28 protein-coding genes and 3 pseudogenes are annotated in these 26020 nt (G+C 69.7%); 15 read left to right on the top strand and 16 right to left on the bottom strand.

The window, feature by feature from the left end; all coding sequences use genetic code 11:
- Positions 1–27: 27 nt before the first annotated feature.
- The 5 genes from H305_RS0114995 to H305_RS53400 form a co-directional block, all read right to left on the bottom strand.
- The gene (locus H305_RS0114995) at positions 28–834 is read right to left on the bottom strand and encodes an ABC transporter permease (RefSeq protein WP_028801101.1); all 807 of its coding nucleotides are present in this window, start codon (positions 832–834) and stop codon (positions 28–30) included.
- Positions 821–1588: an ABC transporter permease gene (locus H305_RS45950; RefSeq protein WP_051370595.1), complete on the bottom strand. Its 768-nt coding sequence runs from the start codon at positions 1586–1588 to the stop codon at positions 821–823. The genes H305_RS0114995 and H305_RS45950 overlap by 14 nt, the downstream gene beginning before the upstream one ends.
- Positions 1585–2565 carry an ABC transporter ATP-binding protein gene (locus H305_RS0114985; RefSeq protein WP_234020822.1) on the bottom strand — a complete coding sequence of 327 codons (981 nt, stop codon included), beginning with the start codon at positions 2563–2565 and terminating at the stop codon, positions 1585–1587. The genes H305_RS45950 and H305_RS0114985 overlap by 4 nt, the downstream gene beginning before the upstream one ends.
- Positions 2562–4889: a putative PEP-binding protein gene (locus H305_RS45945; RefSeq protein WP_051370594.1), complete on the bottom strand. Its 2328-nt coding sequence runs from the start codon at positions 4887–4889 to the stop codon at positions 2562–2564. Before H305_RS45945 ends, H305_RS0114985 begins: the two co-directional genes overlap by 4 nt.
- A gap of 91 nt (positions 4890–4980) precedes the next feature.
- On the bottom strand, positions 4981–5121 hold the full coding sequence (locus H305_RS53400) for a hypothetical protein (protein ID WP_158690531.1): 141 nt from the start codon (positions 5119–5121) through the stop codon (positions 4981–4983).
- Positions 5122–5315: 194 nt separating this feature from the next.
- Here H305_RS53400 and H305_RS0114970 point away from each other — a divergent pair, with 194 nt between their 5' ends.
- Both H305_RS0114970 and H305_RS0114965 read left to right on the top strand, forming a co-directional pair.
- Positions 5316–5924 carry an MBL fold metallo-hydrolase gene (locus H305_RS0114970; RefSeq protein ID WP_078629053.1) on the top strand — a complete coding sequence of 203 codons (609 nt, stop codon included), beginning with the start codon at positions 5316–5318 and terminating at the stop codon, positions 5922–5924.
- A complete protein-coding gene (locus tag H305_RS0114965) occupies positions 5924–6466 on the top strand; it encodes a protein-tyrosine phosphatase family protein (protein ID WP_037764061.1) in 543 nt (180 codons plus the stop codon). Before H305_RS0114970 ends, H305_RS0114965 begins: the two co-directional genes overlap by 1 nt.
- Here the strand turns inward: H305_RS0114965 and H305_RS0114960 are convergent.
- The gene (locus tag H305_RS0114960; RefSeq protein WP_028801097.1) at positions 6463–6927 is read right to left on the bottom strand and encodes an SRPBCC family protein; all 465 of its coding nucleotides are present in this window, start codon (positions 6925–6927) and stop codon (positions 6463–6465) included. The genes H305_RS0114965 and H305_RS0114960 overlap by 4 nt on opposite strands.
- 109 nt (positions 6928–7036) lie before the next feature.
- On the opposite strand from H305_RS0114960, the pseudogene H305_RS45940 reads away from it, so the two are divergent.
- Positions 7037–7495, top strand: a pseudogene (locus H305_RS45940) (polysaccharide lyase family 7 protein); the annotation flags it as partial.
- A 150-nt stretch (positions 7496–7645) separates the two neighbouring features.
- Here H305_RS45940 and H305_RS45935 read toward each other — a convergent pair.
- Genes H305_RS45935 through H305_RS0114935 form a run of 3 tightly spaced genes read right to left on the bottom strand, consistent with a single transcriptional unit; the run spans position 7646 to position 10461 of the window.
- Entirely contained in the window at positions 7646–8383 is a 738-nt protein-coding gene (locus H305_RS45935) for an NADPH-dependent F420 reductase (RefSeq protein WP_234020820.1), read from the bottom strand.
- A gap of 4 nt (positions 8384–8387) precedes the next feature.
- Complete coding sequence (locus H305_RS0114940; RefSeq protein ID WP_028801096.1) at positions 8388–9419, bottom strand: LLM class flavin-dependent oxidoreductase; 1032 nt, start codon at positions 9417–9419, stop codon at positions 8388–8390.
- Entirely contained in the window at positions 9412–10461 is a 1050-nt protein-coding gene (locus H305_RS0114935; protein WP_028801095.1) for an LLM class flavin-dependent oxidoreductase, read from the bottom strand. The genes H305_RS0114940 and H305_RS0114935 overlap by 8 nt, the downstream gene beginning before the upstream one ends.
- Positions 10462–10889: 428 nt before the next feature.
- On the opposite strand from H305_RS0114935, the gene H305_RS0114930 reads away from it, so the two are divergent.
- The 7 genes from H305_RS0114930 (at position 10890) to H305_RS0114900 (ending at position 16382) form a co-directional block, all read left to right on the top strand.
- Entirely contained in the window at positions 10890–11357 is a 468-nt protein-coding gene (locus H305_RS0114930) for a MarR family winged helix-turn-helix transcriptional regulator (RefSeq protein ID WP_028801094.1), read from the top strand.
- A gap of 195 nt (positions 11358–11552) precedes the next feature.
- On the top strand, positions 11553–11726 hold the full coding sequence (locus H305_RS53995) for a hypothetical protein (protein ID WP_199791404.1): 174 nt from the start codon (positions 11553–11555) through the stop codon (positions 11724–11726).
- A gap of 478 nt (positions 11727–12204) precedes the next feature.
- On the top strand, positions 12205–12885 hold the full coding sequence (nthB, locus tag H305_RS0114920) for a nitrile hydratase subunit beta (RefSeq protein ID WP_028801093.1): 681 nt from the start codon (positions 12205–12207) through the stop codon (positions 12883–12885).
- On the top strand, positions 12882–13481 hold the full coding sequence (gene nthA, locus H305_RS0114915; protein WP_028801092.1) for a nitrile hydratase subunit alpha: 600 nt from the start codon (positions 12882–12884) through the stop codon (positions 13479–13481). The genes nthB and nthA overlap by 4 nt, the downstream gene beginning before the upstream one ends.
- Positions 13478–13840 carry a nitrile hydratase accessory protein gene (locus tag H305_RS0114910; RefSeq protein ID WP_028801091.1) on the top strand — a complete coding sequence of 121 codons (363 nt, stop codon included), beginning with the start codon at positions 13478–13480 and terminating at the stop codon, positions 13838–13840. Before nthA ends, H305_RS0114910 begins: the two co-directional genes overlap by 4 nt.
- Positions 13841–14411: 571 nt before the next feature.
- Positions 14412–15116: a hypothetical protein gene (locus H305_RS0114905; RefSeq protein ID WP_028801090.1), complete on the top strand. Its 705-nt coding sequence runs from the start codon at positions 14412–14414 to the stop codon at positions 15114–15116.
- 357 nt (positions 15117–15473) lie between these two features.
- Positions 15474–16382, top strand: a complete 909-nt coding sequence (locus tag H305_RS0114900) for an NAD-dependent protein deacetylase (protein ID WP_028801089.1) — start codon at positions 15474–15476, stop codon at positions 16380–16382.
- 111 nt (positions 16383–16493) lie between these two features.
- Here the strand turns inward: H305_RS0114900 and H305_RS45930 are convergent.
- Positions 16494–16837 (bottom strand): annotated as a pseudogene (locus tag H305_RS45930) (fic family toxin-antitoxin system, toxin component); the annotation flags it as partial.
- A 136-nt stretch (positions 16838–16973) separates the two neighbouring features.
- Between H305_RS45930 and H305_RS56375 the strand changes: the two are divergent.
- Positions 16974–17117, top strand: a pseudogene (locus H305_RS56375) (hypothetical protein); the annotation flags it as partial.
- 100 nt (positions 17118–17217) lie between these two features.
- On the opposite strand, the gene H305_RS45925 reads toward H305_RS56375, so the two are convergent.
- Both H305_RS45925 and H305_RS0114885 read right to left on the bottom strand, forming a co-directional pair.
- Entirely contained in the window at positions 17218–18165 is a 948-nt protein-coding gene (locus tag H305_RS45925) for an aldo/keto reductase (protein WP_051370593.1), read from the bottom strand.
- A gap of 352 nt (positions 18166–18517) precedes the next feature.
- Complete coding sequence (locus tag H305_RS0114885) at positions 18518–18871, bottom strand: VOC family protein (RefSeq protein ID WP_028801088.1); 354 nt, start codon at positions 18869–18871, stop codon at positions 18518–18520.
- 291 nt (positions 18872–19162) lie between these two features.
- On the opposite strand from H305_RS0114885, the gene H305_RS0114875 reads away from it, so the two are divergent.
- Entirely contained in the window at positions 19163–20164 is a 1002-nt protein-coding gene (locus H305_RS0114875) for a zinc-binding dehydrogenase (protein ID WP_107440029.1), read from the top strand.
- 175 nt (positions 20165–20339) lie between these two features.
- On the opposite strand, the gene H305_RS0114870 is transcribed toward H305_RS0114875, so the two are convergent.
- From H305_RS0114870 to H305_RS0114855, 3 genes are all read right to left on the bottom strand, one after another.
- On the bottom strand, positions 20340–20834 hold the full coding sequence (locus H305_RS0114870) for a hypothetical protein (RefSeq protein WP_158690530.1): 495 nt from the start codon (positions 20832–20834) through the stop codon (positions 20340–20342).
- A gap of 433 nt (positions 20835–21267) precedes the next feature.
- Positions 21268–21984 carry a hypothetical protein gene (locus H305_RS0114860; RefSeq protein WP_158690529.1) on the bottom strand — a complete coding sequence of 239 codons (717 nt, stop codon included), beginning with the start codon at positions 21982–21984 and terminating at the stop codon, positions 21268–21270.
- Positions 21985–22251: 267 nt separating this feature from the next.
- Complete coding sequence (locus tag H305_RS0114855; RefSeq protein WP_158690528.1) at positions 22252–22572, bottom strand: hypothetical protein; 321 nt, start codon at positions 22570–22572, stop codon at positions 22252–22254.
- A gap of 355 nt (positions 22573–22927) precedes the next feature.
- On the opposite strand from H305_RS0114855, the gene H305_RS0114850 reads away from it, so the two are divergent.
- From H305_RS0114850 to H305_RS53990, 3 genes are all read left to right on the top strand, one after another.
- Positions 22928–23899, top strand: coding sequence for an NAD(P)-dependent alcohol dehydrogenase (locus H305_RS0114850; RefSeq protein ID WP_028801081.1), 972 nt, complete (start codon positions 22928–22930; stop codon positions 23897–23899).
- A 327-nt stretch (positions 23900–24226) separates the two neighbouring features.
- Positions 24227–24580: a hypothetical protein gene (locus tag H305_RS45920; RefSeq protein ID WP_028801080.1), complete on the top strand. Its 354-nt coding sequence runs from the start codon at positions 24227–24229 to the stop codon at positions 24578–24580.
- A gap of 69 nt (positions 24581–24649) precedes the next feature.
- Positions 24650–24826 (top strand): hypothetical protein, encoded by a 177-nt coding sequence (locus H305_RS53990; protein ID WP_199791403.1) that lies wholly within the window; start codon positions 24650–24652, stop codon positions 24824–24826.
- A 173-nt stretch (positions 24827–24999) separates the two neighbouring features.
- Here the strand turns inward: H305_RS53990 and H305_RS0114835 are convergent, their stop codons facing one another.
- A complete protein-coding gene (locus H305_RS0114835) occupies positions 25000–25527 on the bottom strand; it encodes a YbhB/YbcL family Raf kinase inhibitor-like protein (protein ID WP_028801079.1) in 528 nt (175 codons plus the stop codon).
- Between the last annotated feature and the right edge of the window lie 493 nt (positions 25528–26020).

The raw sequence follows: 26020 nt of genomic DNA, 5'->3' as shown, positions 1-26020 counted from the left end.
GGTTCCCCTCGGGTGTCGGCACATCGGTCACTCGAAGTCGTCGTGGCCGTGCCGGCTCGCGCGCCGGGCCTGGACGAGGATGGACAGGGCTGCGAGCACGGTGAAGCCGGCCCCTGCGGCGATCTCGAGGCCCAGGTCGCCGAGCCAGGGCCGGCCGGCCATCCCCGCGCGTACGGCGTCCAGGCCGTGCCGGGCCGGCAATACCTGGCCGATCGCGTCCACCCATCCCACCCGCCCCGGCGGAACGATCGCGCCGCTGCACAGCATGACCAGGTAGGACAGGACGTTCGGGGCCACCACGTCGGCCCGTCTGCCGACCGTCATCGTCGCTCCGGCGAGCCCCAGCACGCTGAGCGTCAGCGCGATCAGCGCGTACACCCATGCCCAGGGCAGCAGGCGCAGGCCGAAGTCCGTCATGCCGAGCAGGGGCGCCGCGATCGCGCCTTGGACGACGAGGAGGAGCCAGCCCATGACGGGGTAGGGCAGCGCCCGGGCGATCTGGGTGACGGTGGGCGACAGGGCACCGGTGCGCACCCGGGCGAAGGTGGCGTACTGCTTGTCCAGGACGGGCACGGCGACCACACCGTTGACGTTGGTGCCGCTCAACGCAAGGACGAGCGATCCGGCGAAGGCGTACTCGCGATGCCCGGGTCCGGCGAGGACGCCCGCGAGCGTGGTGAAGAACAGGATCTGCAGGACCCCGCGGGGCAGGGTGGCGCCGAACAGACCGGCGGGCGTCTGGAGTGCTCGGTACTCCAGCCAGCCCATCCGGGCCGCCTCGGCCGCGCGCCAGAGGGGCAGGGAGCGGGGCGCGGCGGTGTCAAGCGAGGTCAAGCGTCCCCTCCTTCCGGGACGTCTCGACGGACCGGTGGTAGGCGAAGCCGGCGGCCAGGAAGTAGCCGAGCGTCAGCAGCGTCGCGATGCCCAGCGGGGCCGCCGTGATGCCGCCCGTGGCCCCGTCGACCAGGCAGTTCTTGATCCAGTGCAGGCTGAGCACATCGGGCGCCCAGCGCAACCACGCGGGCAGCGCGTCGGTGGGGATGAGCAGCCCGCCCACCGCGAACACTGGGTACATCAACGCGTGGGACCAGACCAGGCCGTTGCGGGTCACCAGGAAGAGGCAGGACACCAGCGCGCCGAGGGCGGTGCCGGAGCACACCAGTACCAGCAGCGACAGGACGATCCACGCGGGGTGCGACATGCTCAGCGGCAGGCCCAGCGCCGCCGCGGTGACGCCGGTGCTGAGGAGGATCGCGCCGACGCTGGTGACGGTCGCGCCCAGGCTCTTGCCCAGCAGGACCAGGTACGGCGACCAGACTCCCGAGACGCAGCGGGCCAATGTGCCGAAGCTGCGCTCGCGGCGCAGGACGCCTCCGCTCATCCATACCGTGGAGCCCCACAGCGCGGTCAGCATCACCGCCACGACGAGCTCGGTCGCGCTCTCGGGGTGGGCTCTGCCGGTCTCCACCGCGATGACGAGGAACACCGCCGGAAGCATGCCGGAGTTGACCAGCAGCAGCGGGTTGCGCCGCATGGCCCGCTGTTCCATACGGAACGCGGTCACGAACATCCACAGGGCGCCGCTCATCGCACTCCACCGACCCGGCTGCCTGCGGCGAGGCGCGTGGCCACGTGCGCGTAGACGTCCTCCAGCCGTACCGGTTCTATGCGCACGTCCAGGACGGTGACGTGCGCCAGCGCCTTCTCCAGCAGTCCGAACGAGCCGACGCTCCAGTCCCGCACGTGCAGCCGGAGGGTCCAGAGCCCGTCGGCGGTGTCGACGCCGCCGACGGCGATGTCGGGGGACGACACGGCTCCGGCGTCGGGCGGGGTGCCGGTGCCGCGCACGATCACCGTGGCGGTGTAGCCGGCCTGGCGGGCGAACTCCTCGACCGACAGGTCCGCCGCCAGGGTGCCGTCCGCGAGGATGATCACCCGGGCGGCGAGGCGTTCGATGTCGAGCAGGTGGTGGCTCGTGAGCAGGACGGAGACGCCGGTGTCGCGCAGCGCGGCGATGGTGCCGCGCAGTCGTTCGGCCTCCACGGGGTCGAGGCCCACGGTCGGTTCGTCCAGCAGCAGCACGCGCGGTTCGCCGATCATGCCGATGGCGATGTGGAGCCGCTGACGCATCCCTTTTGAGTACGTCTCCACCGCGCGGTCCGCGGAGCCGACCAGGCCGACTTCCTCCAGGGCGGCGTCCACCTTCGCGCCCAGACCCCGTCGGCCCGCGCCGGCGAGCACGGCGAAGAACCGCAGGTTGTCCCGGGCGTTGAGCTTGGCGTAGAGGCCGCGGTCGCCGCCCAGGACGACGCCGGTCATGCGGCGTACCGCGCGAAGATCGCGTGTGACGTCGTGGCCGAAGAGCCGCGCGGCGCCGGCGGTGGGCAGCAGCAGGGTGGCGAGGATCTTGGTCAGGGTGGTCTTGCCCGCGCCGTTGCTGCCCAGCAGGCCCACGATCTCGCCGGCCCCGACCTGGAAGCTGACGTCGCGCAGGGCCACGATCTCGCGTCCGCGGTCGGTGAAGGAGCGGCCGAGCTGTTCCACGACGATCGCCGGTTCGCTCAAGGCCTGGCCCCCGTCGGGTGGTTGGCCGCCGCCTCCTGGGCGACGGCGCGCGCCGCGGCCAGCCGGGCAAGGGGGATCCGTGGTGGTGCGCACGAGATGTGGTGGTAGCCCGCCTCGGCGAAGAACCGCACGGCCGTCTCGTCGGCCGCCTGCTCGCCGCAGACTCCCAGGGTGATGTCGGGGCGTACGGCCCGTGCCTCGTCGGCGACCTGGCGGGCGAGGGTTCCGACGGCCTCGAGGTCCAGGCGTGCGAAGGGTGAGGCGTCGAGCAGGCCCATGTCCTGGTAGGCGGGCAGCAGATGTTGTTCGGCGTCGTCGCGGGACAGGCCCCACACGAGTGCGGTGAGGTCGTTCGTGCCCAGGCACAGCAAGTCCGCCCGGCGGGCGAGGGACCGGGCCAGCAGCGCGGCCCGCGGCGTCTCGATCATGGCCCCCAGCGTGATGCCGACGTCGGCCGCTGAGGTGCCCAGGCGGGTGCAGACGTCGTCGAGGACGCCTCGGACGAAGTCCAGTTCCGCCGGGGTGCTCACCATGGGGACGAGGAGTTCGGGCCGTGGTTCCCGGCCCGCGCGGCGCAGTGCGTGGGTCGCCTCCGTCAGTGCCTTGATCTGCACGGCGGTCAGCGCCGGGAGCAGGATGCCCATCCGCACGCCTCGTACCCCGAGCATGGGGTTGTGCTCGTGCAGACGGCGGGTGATGTCGAGCCGGTCCCGGTCGGCGGACGCCCCGCCGGCTGCCGTGGTGAGGGAGAGTTCGGTCAGGTCGGGGAGGAACTCGTGGCGTGGTGGGTCGAGCAGGCGGACCGTGACGGGCAGCCCGTCCATCGCCGTGAGGATGTCCGTGATCTCCGCCCGCAGGAAGGTGTGGATGGTGCGGAGGTCCTCCGTCATGTCGGGGCCGGGTCGTGCCATCAGGACCCTTCGGAGCACTTGGTGGCGCTCGCCGAGGAACATGTGCTCCAGGCGGCACAGTCCGACCCCGCTCGCGCCCAGCGCCCGCCCGGCGGCGGCGTCGGCGCCGTTGTCGGCGTTCACGTGCACGGCGATGCCGGGCAGCCCGGACAGCGCGTCGTCCAGCCAGCCGGGCAGTTGCGGGGTGGCCTGCCGTTCGGCGGAGGGCTCCTGGCCGCCGAGGTGGACGATTCCGGCGTGTCCGTCCACGGTGATCAGGTCGCCGGCCCGCACGGTGCCGCCGCGCGAGGTGCGCAGGACCCTGGAGCCGGCGTCGAGTACGCCGTCGACGAGGGCGGTGACGGCCGGCAGTCCGAGTCCGCGCGCCACGACCGCGGCGTGCGAGGTCAGTCCGCCCCGTTCGGTGACGACGGCCGTGCAGGCCAGCAGGCCGGGAAGGTCCTGCGGTTTCGACTCGGTGAGGACGAGCACGGGTCGTTGTCCGTCGGCCTGCGCGGCGACGGCGGCGGCCGCGCTGAAGACGACGGTGCCGGAGTCGATGCCGGGGGACGCACCGAGACCGCGCGCGGCCACGGGCAGTGCGGGGGACCGTACGCTCGCGGCGCGCGCCCGTTCGACGTCCAGGGGCTCGACCAGTCGCACCGCCTGTGCGGGGGTCAGTCGGCCGCGTTCGTAGCGGGAGGCGACGGTGTCCAGGAGAGCGGCGCCGTGCAGGACGGCACGGGTCGCTCTCACGACGGTGAGCGTGCCTTGTTCGACGACGAACTCCACTCGCGCCGGCCAGTCGAGCTCGGTCTCGGCGGCGTCCACCGCCGCCCGCAGCTGCGGGCCCCAGGGCTGTGTGTCGATGAGTCCGGCGAGATCCACGCCGCCCTCGGTCAGCAGCTGGGCTCCCGATCCCCCGGCGAGGTAGGAACCGGTCACACCGGGCCGGCCGGTGGCCGGTTCGCAGGAGTGAGCGAGTCCGCTGCCTCCGCCGGGGCCGCACCACAGTGTCTGGCGGGCCAGCGCGAACCAGGTCGCCCGGCCGGACTCTGTCGTGGTCAATGCCCTTACCAGGGCGATGATTTGATCGACCGGGTCGTCCGGAAGCACGGCGTCGGGGTCGGCGGCGGCAAGAGCGGCGGCGAGTTCGGCCCTGCGCCGCACGGCGAAGTCCTCACCGGCGAGCCCTGCCAGCCACCGTTGGCCGGCAGGGCTCATCCCGAGAAACGACAGGCAGCCGCCCTTCAGGCAGGGCAGCCAGGCTGTCAGGAAGACGGGGTGCTGCGCACTCCCGAGGCGATGGTCGGGATCTAGTTCGGCGATCGCCTTACGGAGGGTGTCGTCGGCGGCATCGACCGGCAGCCGCAGCGCTGAATCAGCAGGAAGAGCGTCCGGCAGATGACCCATGACCACGTACTGAATCCCCATCCCCCGTGGCGGGGTCCGGCACCGTTTCCGGTGGTGAACCCCTGGTGGCAACGAGCCCCCTGCACAGACGGGGGCGGTTGACGAGCGGACCCTACCGGCTCACGAACTCCGGGCGGACACCGAGCAGGTACACACGGTCGTCCAGGTCAGCGGCTTCCTCCGGGGTGATCGGAGAGAATTCCAGCTCAGCCAGGTCGGCGAGCTCCTCGACGTTCGGGTTTGATATGTCCATGAATTGACGCTAACAGCGCACCACTCCGGCCACAAGATGAACTCTGAGTGCACAGAAGGGAATTGACGAGACATCGACTCATTCGAGGCGCACACATCGTCTGAATACCGCTGCTCGCCCCGGCGCTCTCCGGGGGTGCCGTCGACCGACATTTTCCGGCCATTCGCTGAGGGGAGACACAAGACCGCCCGGCTATGCTCACGCGGGTGCGGATTACCAAATATGCCCACTCCTGTGTCCGGTTGGAACACGACGGCGGCACTCTGGTCATCGATCCCGGCGTCTGGAGCGAACCGGAGGCACTCGCCGGCGCCGACGCGGTCCTGGTGACCCACGAGCACGACGATCACGTCGATCTGTTGCGGCTGAAGGGGCTGGGCGTGCCCGTCTACGCCCCCAAGTCGGCGCGGATCCAGGGACTGGACTTCACCGGCGTCGACGTCTGCGAGGAGTTCACAGCGGCGGGCTTCCGGGTGACCGCCCAGGGCGGCAGGCACGCGCTCATCTACGGAGGCCTCCCGGACTGCGCGAACCTGGCCTACCTCGTGGAGGACCGCCTCTACCACCCCGGAGACTCCCTTCACCGCCCCGACCGACCGGTGGAGACCCTGTTGGTTCCCCTGCAGGGTTCATGGATGAAGACTGACGAGGCCATCGACTTCGTCCGCGCCGTCGAACCGGAACGGGCCTACGGAATCCACGACGGGCAGATCAACGAGCGGGGCCTGAGCAGCCTGAACGGCTGGCTCACCGGCGAGTGCGGCGGCCGCTACTGCTGGCTCGCGCCGGGGTCGTCCGCCTGATGGCCGAGCCGTCCACCCCCGCCCTCTACACGGTCACCGGTCGACGAGGACCGGGACGCCTGAGCACCATGGCCCGACCCCGCGACCACGGACACCTGGCCGGCGACATGGCGGCGCTGCGCCGCACCGGAGTCGACATCGTCGTCTGCGCCCTCCCCGACGCCGAGCGCACCGAACTGGGACTCACCGACGAGCCCCACCACGCCGAGGCCGCCGGGCTGCGGTTCGTCGCCCTGCCCATCCCCGACTTCACGGTCCCGTCCGTCCTCAGCGTGTTGCCGGTGCTGCGGGAACTCGTCGAGTCCCTGCAGTCGGGCGCCCATGTCGTCGTCCACTGCCGCTGCGCCATCGGACGGTCCTCCCTGATCGCGGTCAGCCTGATGGTCCTGGAGGGCACGGCGCCCGAGGCCGCCTGGACGGCCGTGGAACGGGCCCGGGGCGCGAGCGTGCCCGACACGGAGGAACAGCGCGGGTGGACGCTGGAGTTCCACCGCCTGGTCTCGCCGGGCGGGGCGCCGCGGGCGCCCAAGCGACACGTCTAAGGACAGGCGGACTCGACCAGCAGCGCCAGGTTCTCCAACGCCATGCGTGTTCCGGTCTCGTTGTCCGCGACCGGAACCACGTCCGGCACCCCCTCGTGCACGATGACGACCTCGGTGCCGCCGTCCACCTCGGTCAGCTCCGTGGTCATGACCATCTCTCCGCGCAGGGCGGGGTCGGCCGTCTCGAACTCGAGCACCTCGACCACTCGCTCGTCGGGGACGAGCTCCGCGAAATGGCCGTGGTAGGTGTCCGTGTGCGCCTCGGACTTGCCGGTCGCGCTCGGCACGTCATACGTGAGCGATACGCGGAACACCCCGCCCTCACGGGCGTCGAACGTGTGCACCTCACTCCGCATGCCCGTCGGTACCCGCCAACGCGCGACCGCGTCCGCGTCCAGAAGTGCCCGATAGACGGCGGCCCGTGAGGCGTTCAACCGCCGCGACACTCGCGTCGTGTACACGCTGTCAGGGTACACAGGGCAGACACGAATGAAGGGGCCGTGCAGGCACGTTCTGCCGCGCACCGAATCCGCCACCCGGCTTTCCCGACTCGACCAGCTGGGCCCCGCGCGACAGATGAACCGCAGCGGCAGCGCCGCGGACTGGCCGCTGAGCGGCAGCCACCGGCTGAGCGCAACGCTTCGGGTCGTGTCGGTGACGTCCAAGGAGTGCACCGGCCAGATCCACCTCGGCTCCGGCGACTCCTCGACGAAACCGCTGGTGGAGCTCTACTACCGCTCCAGCGGTGACATCGTCGTCGGCACCGAGGACTCCCCCTCGGGCGGCCAGGCGACCCACACGGTGGGACATGCGTCCGTGGGCAAGACATGGACGTACACCATCGCCGTGTCCGGCGGAGACACCATCGACCTGACCGTCAACGGCAGCACAACGCACTACCCGATTCCGTCGTCGTTCTTCCCGTACAAGCAGTACTTCAAGGCGGGTTCCTACAACCAGTCGTCCTCGGGCAGCACCACGAAGGGCGCACGGGTCGCCTTCTACGGCCGGAACGTCTCCCACGGCTGACGCGTCATCCGGCCGGCCAACAGACCGCCGGCCGCAGCCACTTCGGTCAGCCCGATGAAGCGGATCAGGTCCGTGCTCAGCCCCATGCGTGACTGCGGAGCAGCGGCCCCGGCGCCCTTCAGTACCGACAGCCCAGCGCGGACGGCGCCTTCAGGCTGCTCGGTCGTTGGATGCCATGGCGGCGGTCCTCGCACTGCTCACGGCCCGTCCGCGTTCCGATTCCGGGAAGCGGAGGAACATCGCGCGTAGCTCCTCGGCGCTGACGTTGGCGCCGAAAGGCTCGGTGCCCGGTTCGAGCCGAACTCCTTCGGCGAGGGAACCTGCCACCACAGGATCGAAGCCGAACGCGTTCACGAGGCCCGCGACGGTGGCCAGGTCGTCCGGATCGTCACCGGCGATGGCGATCGCCTTGCGTCCCGGCGTGCTCGCGGGCTCGGCTCCGTCCTCGAGGTCGTGGTAGCCCATGTGGTTGAAGGCCTTGATCACCCGTGCCCCGGACAGGTATGCCTGCACGATCTCACTCGAAGAGGTCAGCGGGTCGGTGAGGTCGTCGCGGATGCCGTCGACCTCCCACCAGTAGTTCATGGCGTCGATGACGAGCTTGCCGCGCAGCGCCTCGGAGGGAATCGTGCGGTACTTGCCGAGCGGGAGCGCCAGGATGACGGCATCGGCCTCCGCGGCGGCCGCCGCGGTGACCGGGACGGCGCCGGGGGTGAGGACTTCGATGGTGAGTGCGATCTTGGCGGGGTCGCCCGATCCGGCGATGAGCACGCGATAGCCGGCCGCCAGGGCCAGACGTGCCAGCACGGTGCCGACCTTCCCCGCGCCCAGGATGCCGACCGTGCCCACGCCGGCGGCGTCGGTGATGTCCATTTCTTCTCCGTTCATGGGGTCAGCCTGCGAGGATGTCGCGGACCATCGGGAGCACCTCGGTGCCGTACAGCTCGACGGCGCGCAGGCGGGCACTGATCGACTGGGCCCCCGCGGTGTAGATGAGGTCGAAACGGCCGACGCCGAGCGCCTTGATGGCGCGGGCCATCTTGCGGGCGACCGTCTCGGGCGATCCGATGTAGAGCGAGCCGTGCTCGATCTCGGTCTCGTACTCGTCCTTGCGGACGGGCGGCCAGCCCCGCAGGGCGCCGATGCGGTCCCGGATGACCTTGTAGTGCGGCCAGTGCTGTTCCCGGGCCTCCTCGTCCGTGGCGGCGATGAAGCCGGGCGAGTGCATTCCGACCGGGTGAGCGGTCGTGCCGAACTTGTCGGCGGCTCGCCGGTAGAGGTCGATGTAGGGCGCGAAGCGTTCAGGGTTGCCGCCGATGATGGCGATCATGAGAGGGAGTCCGTAGCGCGCGGTGCGGATGACCGACTCGGGTGTGCCGCCCACACCGACCCAGGTGCTCAGGTGCCCGGACTCGGTCTTGGGGAAGACGTCGGCGTTGTCGAGCGGCGCCCGCTTGCTGCCGCTCCAGGTGACGGGCTTCTCCTCCAGCAGCTTGGCGAAGAGTTCGATCTTCTCCTCGAACAGCACGTCGTAGTCGGCCAGGTCGTATCCGAAGAGCGGGAACGACTCGGTGAAGGAGCCGCGCCCGAGGATGACCTCGGCCCGGCCGTTCGAGAGTGCGTCCACGGTCGAGAACCGCTGGAACACGCGGACCGGATCGTCCGAGCTCAGTACGGTCACCCCGGACGAGAGCCGGATACGGCTGGTACGTGTGGCGATGCCGGCGAGCACGGTCTCCGGACTGGAGATCGCGAACTCGGAGCGGTGGTGTTCACCGAGTGCGACGGCGTCGACGCCGATCTGCTCCGCGAGAACGGCCTCGTCGAGGACCTGGCGGATGGCCCGCGCGTCGGACACCGGGATGCCCGCGTCGTCCTGCGGCACATCGCCGAACGTGTCCAGACCAAAGACGAGATCAGACATGGGTCAGCTCCTTCGCGAGCAGTTCCCTCACACGCGGCGCGACTTCGCGGCCCAGCAGCTCGATCGTGCGGGCCCGGGCTTCCCGGGGGAGGTACATGACGTCGTACTTGAGGTCGAAACGGGTGAGGTGCAGATCGCGGGCCATCGTCGCGATCTTGCGTGCGACGGTCTCGGGGGAACCGACGAAGAGCGCGCCCTTGTCCACTTCCGCCAGGTAGCGCTCGCGGGTCGGCTTGTAGAAACCGCGCTCCTCCGCGAGCGCGGCGACGACCGGTTGCCAGTACCGCCACCAGGTCTCAATCGCCTCCTCGTCGCTTTCGGCGATGAGCCCCAGCGAGTGCTGGGCGACGGGTTGCCTGGCGTGCCCGAATTGTTCGAGTGACCGGTGGTAGAGCTCGACATGGCCGGCGAAGCGCTGGGGGCGTCCACCGATGACGGCCAGCATGAGCGGCAGACCGTAGCGGGCCGCGCGGACCACGGAGTTGGGGCTGCCGCCCACGCCGATCCAGGTGGGAATGCCACCGGGCGGCATCCGGGGGCGCAGTTGCTGCTCGACGAGCGGCGGCCGGAACCGGCCCGACCAGGTCACCGTCTCTTCTCGCTGGAGGCGCATGAACAGGTCGAGCTTCTCCTCGAACAGTTCCTCGTAGTCGGCGAGGTCGTAGCCGAACAGCGGGAACGACTCGGTGGCCGATGCCCGCCCCAGTACGAGCTGGGCGCGGCCGTTCGAGGCGGCGTCCAGCGTGGAGAACTCGTGGTAGAGCCGCACGGGGTCGTTGGTGCTGAGTACGGTCACCGAGGTTCCGAGCCGGATCCGTTCCGTCGCGGTGGCGATCGCGGCGAGCAGGACGGGGGTGGCGCTGTCGTTGTGGCCCGCGCGGTAGTGCTCGCCGACGCTGAACACGTCGATCCCCACGGCTTCGGCGAGCTGGGCCTCCTCGATCAACAGGCGGACGGTCTCGGCATCGCTCATCAGCCGACCGCCGTCGGTGGCGACCTCTCCGAACGAGTTCAGCCCCAATTCGAACGCTGTGGCCGTCATTGCACTCCTCCTACTGGCACCAGTCGCATACGATGCACGGGCAACCAATTGCTTGACGCGTCAATCATCAGCCATTCTGGTTGATGTGTCAACCAAAGCTCGTGGCGCCTGCGGTGCGAAGCGGGACGCCCCCCACCGCGGAGGACCTGGACCCGTGGTGGCAGGCCTCCATCGAGACGGCCCAGGCGCTGGGCTCCGAGCTCTCCTCGCGGCGCGGGATGCGGGAGAGCGGTCGCACCCCTCCGGTCCGACTGCCCGCACCGAGCGGGGGGCCGCAGCCGGTCATCGCACCAGGTCAAGCGCATTACGCAACGGGGTGATCCGACGCGAAGGATGCGCGACTCAGGCGGGGCCGAAGAGGCCGAGCGATCCCCCGCCGAGGCCCCTGCGACATTCTGGTGACGTATCAACTAGTTTAGACTTCGTCCATGACAGAAACGGTGCGATGGTTGACGCCTGAGGAGCAGCACGCGTGGCGCTGCTTCGTCCGTCTTCAAGAGACGCTCCGTGCCCGGCTGTCGCGCTTGTTGCAGACGGAGTCCAATATCTCCGAGGCGGACTTCGCCGTGCTGGTCGAGCTGACGGACGCACCCGACGGTAGGCAGCGAGTCCTGGATCTTGCCCGTGCGTTGGAGTGGGAGAAGAGTCGGATCTCCCACCAGATATCCCGCATGGCCAAGCGTGGGCTGGTGATACGGCAAGAGTGCGTCGAGGACGGGCGGGGCGCCTTCGCGGTGATCACGGACGCCGGGCGCGCGATGATCGAGGCTGCTGCCCCCCTGCATGTCGAGGCGGTGCGCACCCTGTTCCTCGACCATGTCACGCCGGCGGAACTGCGGGTGCTTGCTCAGATCTCCGAGCGCGTGGTGGAGAAATCGAACCAGGACGCCTCCTGACCGGTACAGGTCGAGCGAGTCGTCGCACCGTGGCCCCAAGGAACCCACCTCGGCTCGTTTCAGCAGTTCGAGGCGACCGGTCGGCGGGATTGCCGGGACAGCGGCAGGGGCCTCGTCCTCCCCGATGGGCGTGTCCCGGTTTCACCTCCCGCATCAAGGGGACGCGGCACAGTGAGCCTGCCTGGAGGTGCTGACATGAGTGCCGGACAGAAAGCCAAGGCCAAGGCCGAACAGGTCGTCGGCAAGACCGTACGGAAAGCCGCCCACGCGGTGCACAACGAGACCCTCGCAGCGAAGGGCGCCGCCCTCGAAGCACGGGGCAAGATGCGGAGCGCCAAGGAAGGGGCCGAGGACGCCTTCAAGCCCTGATCCCCTGATCATGTCCTGACCTTGCACACACCGTGGCCGCATGGAATCCAGCGGAACCGGACGTGGTCCACCGCATTCCGGATCATCCACGCCGCGTCTGCCGCAGGGGACGTCCATCGCCGAGAAGCTACGGCGGGGATGCCTGCTGCCCGCAGCTTCCGGGCCAGATGTTCCACTTCCGGACGCGTTCCTGTGCACTCGTCGCTCAGCACACGGCCCAGCACCGTCCCGGCGTCGACGAGGTCAAGGCCGAACTCAGAGCGGAGCACTGGCAGGAGCACGACACGCCTCGTCGGGCACTGAGTATCCGCAGCGTCGCTGGTCCAGCAGCTATTCGCCGAGCGGGGGGTGCTCCGGCCTCGGGTGGTGCCCGCCCAGATGGGCGCGTCACAGATCGATCCGGATTAAAATGCGAATAGTTCCGCCTATTTGGAATTATTAGGAATAATTTCTGTGATACAGCACATAAGGGGATGTCATGGAGGGCATTGCCGATATGGGAGGCACCCTGGGCTGGGGTCCCGCTCACCCGCCGAGGCGTGATGAACCGGTCTTCGACGAACCCTGGCAGGGCCGGGCATTTGCCCTGGCGCTTCTCTCCAGCCGCGTCGCCTGCGGCGGCTACAACCCGGACGCGTTCCGGCACGCGCTTGAGCGCCTCGACCGAGTCGCCTACCTGGACGACGGCTACTTCGGGCGCTGGCTCAACGCCGCGGAGCTGATGCTCACCGAAAGCGCGACCCTGGCGCCGGGAGGGATCGACGCGCGCGCCCGCAACCTGCACGGCGAAGACGTGGAGGAGCCGCCGACCCCCGACCCCCGACCCGACTACGCGCCGACCGCCGTGCCGGTCGGCGTGGGCTCGCTGCGCTCCGTGGACACCGAGCCGGCCTTCGCTGCGGGCGAGCGTGTACGGGCCAAGGACGTGTCGGTGCCCGGGCACACCCGGCTGCCGGGCTATGTGCGAGGACACATCGGTGTCGTGGAGCACGTCCGGCCCGCTTCCGTACTGCCGGACACCAACGCGCACTTCCTGGGCGAGAACCCGGAGCACGTGTACTCGGTGCGGTTCGACTCGCGCGAGCTGTGGGGCGCCGACACCGCGCCCTTCGCACTCACCGCAGAGATGTACGAGAGCTACCTGGAGACCACGTCATGACCACCACCGGCGAAGCCGGCGACCGCCTCCCGCCGTCCCTGCGCGCCGAGGCTCTCGAGCAACTGCTCACCGAACGCGGCCTGATCGACCCGAAGACGATGGACGGGATCATCACCACCTACGAGACCAACGTGGGCCCGCTCAACGGCGCCAAGGTCGTCGCCAAGGCGTGGACCGACCCCGAGTACCGGCAGCGGCTGCTTGAGGACGGCACCGCCGCCATCAAGGAGCTGGGCTTCTCCGGGCAGCAGGGCGAGCACATCGTCGTCGTGGAGAACACCCCGACCGCCCACCACGTGGTGGTCTGCACGCTGTGCTCGTGCTACCCGTGGCCCGTGCTCGGCCTGCCGCCGAGCTGGTACAAGGACCCCGCCTACCGTGCGCGCGTGGTCAAGGAGCCGCGCAAGGTGCTGTCCGAGATGGGGCTGCAACTCGACGACGACGTGCACATCACCGTCCACGACTCCACCAGTGAGGTGCGGTGGCTGGTGCTGCCCGAGCGTCCGGCCGGTACCGAGCACCTGGCCGAGGAGGAACTCGTGCCGCTGGTGACCCGGGACGCGATGGTCGGCGTGGCCAAGGTGACGGCGCCATGAGTGCGCCGCTGGACATCGAGGGGCAGGTCGCACCGCCGCGCTCCAACGGCGAGTTGGTGTTCGCCGATCCGTGGGAGAGCCGCGCCTTCGGTATGGCCGTCAGCCTGTACGAGGCAGGCGAGTTCACCTGGCCGGAATTCCAAGCCGCACTGATCGCCCGGATCGCGGCCTGGGAGACGACGGCGACGCCGGAGGAGCCCTACAACTACTACCAACTCTGGCTGGCCGCCCTGGAGGACGTACTCGTCGGCCTCGGCGCCGTGACCACGGACGAGGTCGCCGCGCGCACCCAAGCCCTGGCGCAACGCCCTCCGGGCCACGACCACTCCGACCCCCACGACCACCCGCACCCCCACTGAGCCGCAACGCCCTTCCCGGCCTTGCGAGCCGTCCTGGCGTGCCGGGACCTGGCCGAGGACGGGTTCGACGACGGCCCTGCGGCCGGCGGCGACCGGGCGACGAGCCCGTGAGAGCGTCCGGACGGCGCCCGCACCAGGCCGCGTAGCCATGGACCAGCAGTTTCAGCATCAGCCGGGTAGGTGGCGACCAGCGGCAGGTCACGGCTCCGCAGAGGCCTCCAAGACAGGCTTGACGCTCTCTCCCCCGGCCGCCGCTGGTTCCCCTGCGCAGCAGCCTCGCCCCGCTCGGCGATCGCCGGATGGCCTTGCCCACCGGCAGATAGGAGCATATGCTCCTATCGAGAACGACCCCCTGCATCCTGCGCGATCCAAGATCCGTGCGTCATCAGGCGGCCGCCCCCCAGGAGGCGGAGAGGGCCGTCACCGGCTTGGCACGACGGGGCGGTGACTGTCTCAACGCAGGCGACCGGTGGGACCGGGCGCCTGCGGCCGGGAGCAGTGCGCGACCTCAGCCCCATCCGACAGAACAGCGCACAGAGTGCGCTGTGGCCTCTGAGTGAAGGAATCCTTTATGTCCATCAAGAACAAGGTGCTGGCTGCCGCGGCGATGATAACCGTGGTCGGCGGCCTCGGTACGGCGGGAACGGTCTCCGCGAGCGCGGCCACCCCGGAGTGCGCCGACAGCTGCATCCAGATCTACAGTGCGAAGTACGGCACGTCCGCGCAGCCCAACCTGGTGGAGACCGTGCATCGGGGGGTGGCCAGGGTCGGCCAGCCCACTGTGATGCACCCCGTCAGCAAGTCCGACCCGTCCGGAGACATCGTCGGTCACCGCGCGGGCCCGGTGTCCGACTTCTACAAGGACGGCCTCGTGTCCGCCAGGGTGAACAAGCACTACGGCGACCTGCGCGCGGTGGAAGTCGAGTACGCGCCGCACGGCAAGCGCACTGGTCTGTGCGCGGGCCTGGCCAGCACCGCATACCAGAACGAGGGCCTGACCCTGCAGAAGTGCGGCATGTCCGCCAAGACCGTCTGGATCATCGACACCCCGGATTCCCCCTCAACCGCCTCCGAGGGACACTTCCCGCTGGTCAATGGCTCGACCACGAACTTTGCCCACCCCTACGCGATGACCTTCACGCACAACTCCCCCGACCACTGCGACTACAGGGACGGCGGTCGCCCGACCACGGTGCCCGCGCAGATCCGAGTCGCCAGGCTGGTGGGCAACCCGACTCACGTCCCCGCCAGCCAGCTGTGGGGTACGACGAAGTAGGAGGCCGTTCCTGCAGCTCCGATCGGCTCTTGGGTGCCTGGCCCCATCTCGAGCCGGTCGCGGCCGGCCCGCGCTCACTGGCTCCGACCGCCGGTGGCCAAGTTCCCGCGGCGAGCTCGCGCCGCACAGCAAGATGACCGACTTGGCCACCAACAGGATCCGGCAGATCGCGCCGCCCCGGCTCAAGCCGCCGCCTCGCGGGCCGACGGCGAGGCCTTCCACATCACTCGCTGACGATCAATCAGAGCGCGCCGGGCCGCCCGAGGCTCCCCCCATCAAGGCAGCGCCGACGTCTCCGAGCCCCCGCTGAGCATGGCCGACGACACGTACGGCGGCCTGTTCCGTAGCCTGGAGGGCATGCGCATGCGCCCCACCCTGAGCTGGTCCCCCGCCGAGGACCTGCCGCCGGGTACCACAGATCCGCAGCCGGTAGCCGCAGCGTTGGGCGCCGGCGGTGTGCTGGTACTCAGCGGTGCCGGCATCTCCACGGAATCGGGCATCCCCGACTACCGAGGCGAGGGCGGGAGCCTGAGCCGACACACGCCGATGACCTACCAGGACTTCACCACCAGCGCTCACGCCCGGCGCCGGTACTGGGCGCGCAGCCACCTCGGCTGGCGCACCTTCAGCCGTGCCCGTCCCAACGCCGGGCACCGAGCCGTCGCCGCTTTCGCGCGGCACGGCCTGCTCTCGGGTGTGATCACCCAGAACGTCGACGGCCTGCACCAGGCCGCCGGCAGCGAGAACGTCGTGGAGCTTCACGGGAGTCTGGACCGGGTCGTCTGCCTTTCCTGCGGCGCGTTCAGCCCGCGTCGCGAACTGGCCCGGCGCCTGGAGGAAGCCAACGCGGGCTTCGAGCCCGTGGCCGCCGGGATCAACCCGGACGGTGACGCCGACCTCACCGACGGACAGGTCGGGGACTTCCGCGTGGTGCCCTGCACGCTCTGCGGCGGCATCCTCAAACCGGATGTGGTGTTCTTCGGCGAAGCCGTGCCCCCCTCACGGGTCGAGCACTGCCGCGAACTGGTCCGCGAGGCGGCCTCGGTCCTGGTCCTGGGATCCTCCCTGACGGTCATGTCCGGACTCCGGTTCGTCCGCCAGGCGGCCCAGGCCGGAAAGCCGGTGCTGATCGTCAACCGGGACCCGACCCGGGGCGACCAGCACGCCATCACCCGGGTCGCGCTCCCCCTGGGGGCGGTGCTCACCTTCGCCGCCGGCCGGCTGGACATTCCCCTCGACGCCGAGGCGGCGGATCCGGCGAGGTGACGACGGCGACGCGACGCGGGTGGAGATCGTCCCGTCGGCCCCTGGGGTAGACGCGGAACCGCACGAGCCGTCTTCCGTGCAGATCATGCCTCGGCGCCGGCCTTGAGGGCGTCAGGTGGGTGTGGGCCAGGTCCGCAGCAGTGCGGCGATGCTCCCTGCGGTGCAGGCCGGGTCGAGGAGCAGGTCCTTCACGGCGACGGCGTCCTCGCGTGCGGGCTTGACGGTGATCCCGGCTGCTTCGAGGTACATGACGCCGGTGGCGGCCGCGACGGCCAGGTTGGAGCGCTCGAGCCAGCGGCACCGGCCCAGCGTGTGCACCAAGGCCGCGGCTTTCGCGTAGGGACCGTCATAGACGGAGTGCTCGAACAGCTCGGCCGGTGGCGGGTGACCGCGGAAATGGGAGCGCCGTAGTCGTCGGGGGCCGGGTCGTCGGCCCCGGCGGCCTCAGCGACCTCAGCGACCTCAGCGACCTCAGCGACCTCAGCGACCTCAGCGACCTCAGCGACCTCAGCGACCTCAGCGACCTCAGCGACCTCAGCGACCTGCAGGATCCCCCCGGCCGCAACCGACCCAAACCCCCTGGCCGCACGCATGGCGACGACGCACGCGCCGAGGTACGCGGCGACGGCGCCTCGCTACGCGCCGGTCACGGGCTACCGGTCGATGGCGTTCGGCAACGCCGGGCTCGAGGCCGTCCACGACGACGTCCTGTGCGCCAGGACGTCCGGCGCCGCCGCGGGCGACGTCGTGACAGCCATCGAACCCGCCGTCCAGAAAGCCGCGTTCGGCGCGCTGGGCGACAAGCAGCCGCGTCCGGCGCACCGTCCCCCTGGCTCTAGCCGGCGGACGGTGTCGCGTGGTCGGCCCCATGACTACGAGACGCCTTCGGCTTCGACTGGGAGAGGAGCGCTATTTCCTCCTCCGAGAGCCGCAGCGCGCCGGCCGCGATGTTCTGCTCCAGGTGGTCTCGATCACCGGTCCCGGGGATGGCCAGGACATGTGACCCCTGGTGCAAGGTCCAGGCAAGACGGACCTGTGCGGCGGAGACCGCGTGTGCGCGGGCGATGGCGAGTACCTCCCCGCTGTCTCGGGCTGCCGGGCCTGCCTCGCGCCCGGAACCGGCAATCGCGAAGAAGGGAACGAAGGCGACGCCGAGTTCGCCGCAGCGGCGCAGCAGAGCCTGATCCTCGTTCGACGCGCCGATTCCGTACGGGTTCTGCACGCACACGACGGGGGCGATGGCGAGGGCCTCGGTCAATTGCTCGGACGTGACGTTCGAGATGCCCAGGTGCCGGATCAGTCCCGCGTCGCGCAGTGCGGCCAGGGCACCGAAGTGATCGCTGATCGAGCCTGTCCGCCGACTCGGTGGCACGCGGAGGTTGACCACGTCGAGGTGGTCCCGACCGAGTTGTCGCAGGTTCTCCTCCACCTGGCCACGCAACTGTGCGGGCGTGGCCCACCACCATCCCCCTGACGAGTCGCGGCCCGGCCAGACCTTGGTCGTGATGACAAGTTCGTCCGGGTACGGTGCCAGCGCGCGATTGATCAGCTCGTTCGCGGAACGCGTCGCCGAGAAGTAGAACGCGGCAGTATCGATGTGATTCACTCCCAGCTCAACAGCCCGCCGCAGCAGGACGATCGACTGCTCGCGGCCACGCGGCGCGCCTCGGTCGAAGGGCGCGGTCCCGGTCAGACGCATCGCGCCGAGCCCGAGGCGGTTGAGGATCAGATCACCTATTCGCCACGTACCGGCGGCTCCTGCGGCGTTCGTTGGTTGGCTCATGCGAAAGGGGCTCCTCTTGCGGCTGGGGTGCGGAACGGTGGTGGGGCGCGCAACTTCAGGCCCCTCGTGGGTCCGGCAGTGTCGAAGCGGTCGCACCACATGCCGGGACGCGCGTGCCCGGGCATGAAAAAAGCCTCCTCGGCGGATCGCAGTCCGCGCCGAGAAGGCTCGCTTATGTGGGTAGCTTATCAGGTCTGGTCAGGCGGCTGCCGGCGGATAAGGTCTCGGACAGCTCAGAGCTGCAGACGGGGCGTGGGTCTTCATGCTCCCCCGCACCGAGCACCGAGCACCGAGCACCGAGCACGACGGTGCCCCGGTGGCTTGCCCCGGCGTGTGCCGGAAAGGCCAGTGACTACGCGGGTTGCCACAGCTCGACCCGATTGCCGTCCGGGTCAGTGACCCAGCCGAATCGACCGACTCCGTCCATGTCCTGTGTTTCCTCGCCCACGTCCGCTCCCTTGGCACGCAGTTGCGCGAGCATCGCGTCCAGGTCGCGCACCCGGAAGTTCAGCATGGTTCGCTGGGCGCGGGATCCGAAGTAGTCGGTGTCGGACTCGAACGTCGCGAACACCGTCATCCCGCTCTCCTGACGCCACAGGCCGTGCTCGTCGGCGTCCAGGCCCAGGCAGTCGCGATACCACGCACTCAGCGCCACCGGATCTGCGGCCCGCAGGAAGTACCCACCGATTCCCAGCACACGTTCCATGCCGCCATCTTGTCAGGAGGGTCGTCAGGCGGGCCGTCACCACACCGTCGCCGTCTCATCCCTCCCCTCCCCCCGGTCCTCGGCGCGCGGGCCCTGCCGGCCCTGCCCGTGTGCCGCGATGGCTGCGTTCGTGCCCGCCGTCTTCAGAGGGAGCAGCAGACGCGGACAGCGCAGACAGATCGGCTTGTCTCCCAACAGGCAGCAGACCGGGGCGAGTCGGGAATCAAGCCGCACCCGCGGCTTGTTGACCACCGCCGAACGCTCTCCTCCCCTCGGGAAGTAGGCAGACCCATGACGTCCTCGCCGACAACGATGCGCGCAGTACGGCTCACGGCCCCCGGCCCCATCGAGAACCTGCGGTTGACCGCCCTCCCGCTTCCGCCGGAGAGGGAGGGCTGGGTACGCATCCGCGTCGAGGCGTTCGGCCTCAACCGCTCTGAGCTGAAGCTGCGACTGGGGGTGAGCGTGGGTGTCAGCTTTCCCCGAGTGCCGGGTATCGAGGCTGCCGGTACGGTCGACGCGGCCCCGGCCGGCAGCGGGCTTGCCCGGGGACAGAAGGTCGTCGCGATGATGGGCGACATGGGGCGCACCTACGACGGCGGGTATGCCGAGTACACGTCGGTGCCGCTGTCCCAGGTCATCCCCGTCGACACCGACCTGCCCTGGGAGGTGCTCGGCGCGCTGCCGGAGATGGTGCAGACCGCCTACGGCTCGCTCACCGTCGGCCTCGACCTGAAGCCCGGCCAGTCCGTGCTGATCCGAGGCGGCACTTCGTCGGTCGGGCTGGCGGCCGCCGCGCTGGCCGCCTGGCGCGGCGCCACGGTGCTCTCCACCACCCGACGGGCCGACCGCCTCGCCCTGCTGAAGGCGCACGGTGTCGACCACCCCCTGCTGGACACCGGAGAGGTCGCACCCGCCGTGCGCGAGCTGTACCCGGACGGCGTCGACGCCGCCCTCGATCTCGTCGGCACGCCCACCCTGCCCGACACCCTGCGTGCGGTACGCGTGCACGGCACCGGGTGCTTCGGCGGCAGCCTCTCCAACCAGTGGACGGTGCGGGACTTCTCCCCCAACGAATACCTGCCCAAGGGGGTGCGCCTCTCAGGCTACTTCGGCGACGCCGCCGACCTGCCCCGCACAGCCTTCCAGGAGATTCTCGACGCGGTCGCAGCCGGTCGGCTGGCCTTCCCGGTCGACCGCGTCTACGACGGTCTGGAGCACGTCCCGCAGGCCCACGACGACATGGAACAGGACCGCGCCATCGGCAAACTCGTCGTCCGCGTCCGCCATTAGGGTCGGTTCGGCGCGTGGAAGAACGGGGCTCGCAGCAACGTCGCACCTTCTCTCCTCCCTGTGTGGGAGCCCGCATCGGCGTACGCACAACACGGCGGTGAGGACCAGGAACGGCCCCCGAGGGCCTACAGGTTCGCCCGCGCTGCGGCCCAGCACCCGCAGCCCGACGCCCCCTTCAGCCTCGCAGCCCGCGCCTGAATGCGGCCCGCGGCGACAACCGCCGCGCGTAGGGGGTGAGATCGGTCTCGGAGGTGTCGACCGCCAGCTCCGTGGTGATGAAGTTGTCGAGCTGCTGCATATTGCCGAACAAGTCGTCCGCCGCGACGGCCCCTGCTTCACCGCAGTAGGCGTTCCAGTCCTGCAGCATGTCCAGCAGCCGTTCGATGTCGTCGGTGGGCCGGCCATCGCCGTAGGGTGCGCGCTCGACGTACCGCTGTGCGGCGGTCCTCAACCGGTCGATCGTGCCCCGGTCCTCCGGATCCTCAGGAGGACGCGCGAGATACGTCCGACCCGGCACCTGATGGAGCAACCGCTGCAGCCGACGCCACTCCTTGAGGACGACCCCCAGCACGTCGTGTTCGGCCCTGCGCTGGGCACTCTCGTCGTTTGCCTGCTGGGCCCGCTGTCCGTCACGCCTGTGCTGCACATGGCCGTTCACAGTCGCAGCCACCAAGTGGACGACAGCGAGAACACCGAGCAGGCCCAAACCAAGAAGCATGAACCAGGCCTGCCCCCGTGCTCAGATCATTACGCTGCGGCAGGGCCGGCCGAAGCCGCGGACCGCGTCCTCGGCCCGTACACCTGCGTTCCGGTGTACGGCCGCCAAGCGGCTCGCCGTGCTCTCGCTGACCTGCCCGACGGTCCCGGCACGGAGGTCACGGCGGTGACTCGTCACGCAGTGCGTCTCGGTGCCGGCCGCGCGCTGCCTGGGAACGCACGCCGCGGACACGGTACTCAGCCCCATCGCGGGTGAGCGTTCCGGGCGCGATGGTGTGCCGGCCGTCGCGGAGCGGACAGTCTCGTAGGCGTCGCCGTCGAGGAGGATGGCGAAGGGCCCCGACAGCTCTTCCGGCGGGGCCCTTCGTTCATGCCGGACCGTCGTGTCAGACGGTCTTCCCGAGCTTGGTGACCTGCGCCTCCATGAGAGCGGCCGGCACCTCGGGCGCCTTGCCGCCCAGGGCGTTCATCGCGTAGAAGACGACCAGGGTCGAGCCGCTGCGGACGACGGAGTAGGTGACCGGGAACTTCTCGCCCTCGATGTCACTGGTCATCGTGTACGACACCGACTCGTCGCCGAGGCCGGGGTCCTTGAGAGGCTTGACGCCGGTGTACTTGTAGTCGGTGTGCTCGTAGGAGTTGCACTCCTCGCTCTGCTTGCGCAGGTCGGCCACCACCTTCTTGGCGTCGGCCTCCTTCTGCGCGAGCAGGCCCATGCGCAGCAGCGTGCCGTCGGTCTGCGTCAGGCTGGTCAGCGAACGGGACACACGGGCCGTGGCGTCGGGCTCGGTGCCGAGCAGGGCCATGTCGGCGACGGCCTGGCAGGTGGCGGGCTTCGCGGGCACGCTCACCTCCGGGATCTCGTCGTCGGGGGTGTTGCCGACGCGGTAGCCCTTCACGTCCGCCTTCGTGATCGCAGCCTTCGTCAACTGCGCCTCGGTGAGCGGCTTCAGACCCTCCTGCGCGGCGGGCGTCGCCTTCGCCGCAGGCTTCTTCGAGCCACTGTCCTTCTCGTCGGAGCCCTGCCCACCGCATGCGGCAGTCGCGCCGAGCGCCGCCGTCACACCGATTCCGACCAGGACGCGTCCCAGAACTGACTTCACGTTCGTTCCCACCTCATGTGTCCGTGGGCGCGTCCAGATGCCGGTCGCGCCGCGCCGACATCAAAGCCCATGGCCAGCAGGCTTTGCCAGCCCGTTAGGGTCTCTTGGCGTAACGATCAGAGATCAACATTTTGGTTGTACGTCGCGAAAGTGGCGCTCGTCACACCCGGCCGTCGCGCGGTCGTCGGGCACCACGCCAGCCGACAGAGCACGGCAACGGTCCACCGTACTGGCCGGGCCTCTCGTTCAGGAACAGTCGTGACGCGCCTACCAGGTGTCGCCGGACTGCCGCTCGCGACGGTCACGGTGGCTGTCGATCAGGTTGGCGAGCGTGTTGATGGTCCAGATGGTGCCGAGCGACAGAGCGGCGAAGGTGATCAAGAACGCCGCGGCGGCCGAGGCCAGGAGGATCGCCCCGCCGGCGGGCTCCGCCGCCCGGATCAGTGAACCCGCCTGTCCGCCTGCGGCTCCCACGGCCGGGACCAGGAGGGCCATGAGCAGTACCGGGCCGCGCCGGGGCCGGTCGTCGTCCTCGTCAGCCGACACCTCGTGCCGGCGCCCCTGCTGAAGTTCGTCCCGGTCCGTCACGCGGCCCAAGTCTGCCTTGTTCTGTGGGTGATGCAAGGGTTTCGGGATCACCGGCGTGCGTGCCGTGCGGCGTGGGCGCGACGGCCCGGACCGGCTGCCCGGGGAGACACCCTGCGGGAGGCTCTCGCCATCGGCGCTTCGTACACGTCTCCGCCCGCGGCACCGTGACCGCCTCGGGCCGCACCAAAGACCGGGCCGGCACAACGGCATTTTCCGGAGGGCCAGTTGGTGGCCGTCCAGCTGGACACTCTGACCGGTTCCCGACCGGTCACGCGCCGGACTCTGGCGTACGGAGCGATCCGTGGAGACCATCCCGAGGAGAGCACCCCGGCACGGCCTCGGTGAGGGAGCCCAGATGAAGGCCATCGTCCAGGACGCCTACGGTTCCGTCGACCAGTTGCATCTGCGGGACATCGATCCGCCTGTCCCCCGCGAGGACGAGGTGCTCGTGCGTGTGCACGCCGCCGGCGTCGACCCGAGCGTGTGGCACCTCATGACCGGACGGCCCTACTTCGCCCGCCTGAATCCACAGATCGGTCTGCGGCGGCCCGCCCGTCGTGTGCGCGGCTGGGACGCCGCGGGGGTCGTCGAAGCGGTCGGAGCGGGCGTGACCTCGCTGAAGCCCGGCGACGAGGTCTTCGGCCAGTGCGACGGCTCCTTCGCCGAGTACGCGTGCGGCAAGGCCGAGCAGCTCGCCCCCAAGCCGGCGAGCCTCTCGTTCGAGCAGGCCGCCGCCTTCCCGGTCTCCGCCGTGACCGCCCTCCAAGGGCTGGAGATGGCGCGTCCGGGTCCCGGCGGGGAAGTCCTGGTCATCGGCGCCTCCGGCGGCGTCGGCACGTACGCCGTGCAACTCGCCGTTCATTACGGGGCCCGGGTCACCGGCGTCTGCGGGACCGCCGGAGTCGGTCTTGTCCGCTCTCTCGGGGCCGACGACGTCATCGACTACACGCGGGAGGACATCACCGACCGGCCCACCCGCTACGACTTCGTCCTGGACGCCGCCGGCAACCGCTCGCTCTCCCGGCTGCGCCGTGTCCTGGCCCCGCGCGGCACCGCGGTCTTCGTCGGTGGTGAGAACGCCGGGCCCGTGTTCGGGGGCACCGACCGGTGGGTGCGCGGTCTGGTGCTGTCCGTCTTCGTCCGGCAGAAGCTGCGACCGGTGATCGCGATCACCCGGCGACAGGACCTGCTGACGCTCACCGAACTCGCCGAGTCCGGCGCCGTCAAACCGGTCGTCGACCGGAGCTATCCGCTGTCCGAAGCCGTGAACGCCGTACGTCACTTGGAGACGGGACATCCCCGAGGCAAGATCGTCATCGCCATCTGAGCCGTGGCGGCCCCCGGCGCGCAGGGTCGGTGCCCGGCTCCTGCGCCCGGCTGCCGCCTGCCCGGTGCCTGGTGCTTTCCCGTGATGTCACGTGGCCACGCCGGAGTTCCGGGATTCGGTGTGCAGAATCCGGTTCTCATATCTCGATGACCGACAACGCGGTAAGTGCCCTTATAGGCGGCCATATTTCGCGAGTTGTGGACGGCGGTGTAACGCGACCACGCCAGTAAGGCGCAGAAGGGGTGAGGAGCCGGCAAGCGCCTCGGACCGAATTGCAGCGCCAGGGCCGCTCTGCCGACACAAAAACGCGTCAGATGGGAATTTCTCGTGAACAACCCAGACCCGGTTTCCGGGTACTCCACGTACAACCAGCCTGCGGGCCCGGAGTGCGTCGTGCGCCACCGCGACGGCGGACGACGGGTGGCGCTGGCGGTCTGCACGGTCGCGGACACTGCGGCCGGCCTGCTGCTTCTGTGGGTCCTGCTGTTCCTGCTCGATGCGAACCGGACGAATGTGTTCGTCGAATTCGTGCGGGGCGCCGCGGACTGGCTGGCTTGGTGGTCGCAGGACATTTTCACGATGGACACAGAAGGCCTACGCGTCGTTCTCAATTATGGTCTTCCGGCGGTTCTCTATTTGCTGATCGGTCACGGAATCGCTGCCCGGCTCAACCGGGTCTGAAGGTCCGGTGGGCTTTTACCGGGGAGCAGGAACGGCCATGGAAGAGACACGACAGCGAAAGGACCGGTAGTGACGCTCAGCCCTACCGAGAACATTCAACTCACGATCTACGACGACTTGGTCCGCGAGCGCGGGGACGTGGTCGCGGAGGCCAAGCGGGCCGCGGAGCACACGCAGCACCAGGCGGCTGCACTGCTCGGCAGCCCGGACGATGCCTTCGCCCCCTGGCGGTACGGAACGCCCTGACCGCAGGCCAGGACAACCGTCAGCCGACGTGACGCAGGACGATTCCCGAAGCTCCGCGTGCGGACGGGTCCGGCTGGGTCACTGCCCGAGGCGGTGGCCCAGCGGCCGCGGTGGCGAGCATCCCGCTCAGCACTGCCGCTCACGCCGGTGGAGCGGTGGTCGACCGGATCCGTTCATCGCTCGTAGGTGCCGTACATGATCGCCCGCGCGAGGGCGTGAGTGAACAACAGGAAATCCATGTAGGCGGGTGTCGTCGTCGCGGACACCGGCAGTTCGTCCAGGGCGACGGCATGGACCACGAGGAAGTACCGGTCCGGCCCGTTGCCCGGTGGTGTCGCCGGACCGAGGTACCTTCTGTGGCCGGCATCGTTGGCCAGTGTCACCGCGCTGCCGGGCAGGCTGCCACCGTCCCCCGCCCCGGCCGGCAGGTCGGTCACGGAGGCCGGAAGATTGGCCAGGGCCCAGTGCCAAAAGCCCGACGCGGTGGGCACGTCGGGGTCGAACATCGCGACCGTGAAGCTGCGCGTCCCCTCGGGGAAGCCGGACCAGCTCAACTGCGGTGAGATGTCATGCCCGCCCGCCCCGAGGATGCCACTCACCTGCTCGCGGGCCAGTCGTCCACCGTCGGCCACGGACTCCGAAGTCAACGAGAAGCTCCTGATCTGCGGCATGAAGTCGTAGGGACCATACGGTTTGATCATGGCTGTCCTTTGCGAGGGCCTGCTCGGGTGAGGGGATCGTCGCGCCTGCACCCTCGCCGGCGACGGGGTCCGTCGCGCTGAGAGGCCGTTTTCAACGCTAGGACCGGCATGACCGCCCGGCAATCCGGATCGGTCCCGCTCCACTGGCGCGGACATTCCATCGCGTACGGAGCCGGCGCGGCGGCCGAGGTACCCGATGAGCGCCACCACAAGCCTCACCGCGTTCATGAAGGCAGCGAACCGCGGAGTGTCACGCGCGAGGATCTGTCGGTAGTGGAATGTGGGCGCCAGGCCCGGATGCGCGGCCACGGCGGACGCAGCAACCTGGTGATATCGCATGCCGCGGCCGCGACGACCGGTGACGGCACTCGGACACCGTCACGCCGAACGGCGCGCGCCGCGGCTCGACGGCGAAAGCGAGGCACCCCCCATGCAGATGCGAGCAGCTCGGATGCACGGTTACAACGAGCCTCTTCGGATCGAAGAGGTTCCC

Source organism: Streptomyces sp. 142MFCol3.1 (assembly GCF_000424945.1).
In the GTDB taxonomy this organism is placed as follows: domain Bacteria; phylum Actinomycetota; class Actinomycetes; order Streptomycetales; family Streptomycetaceae; genus Streptomyces; species Streptomyces siamensis.
Note: the sequence above shows the minus strand (reverse complement) of the source record. Positions and strands in the feature narration are given on the sequence as shown.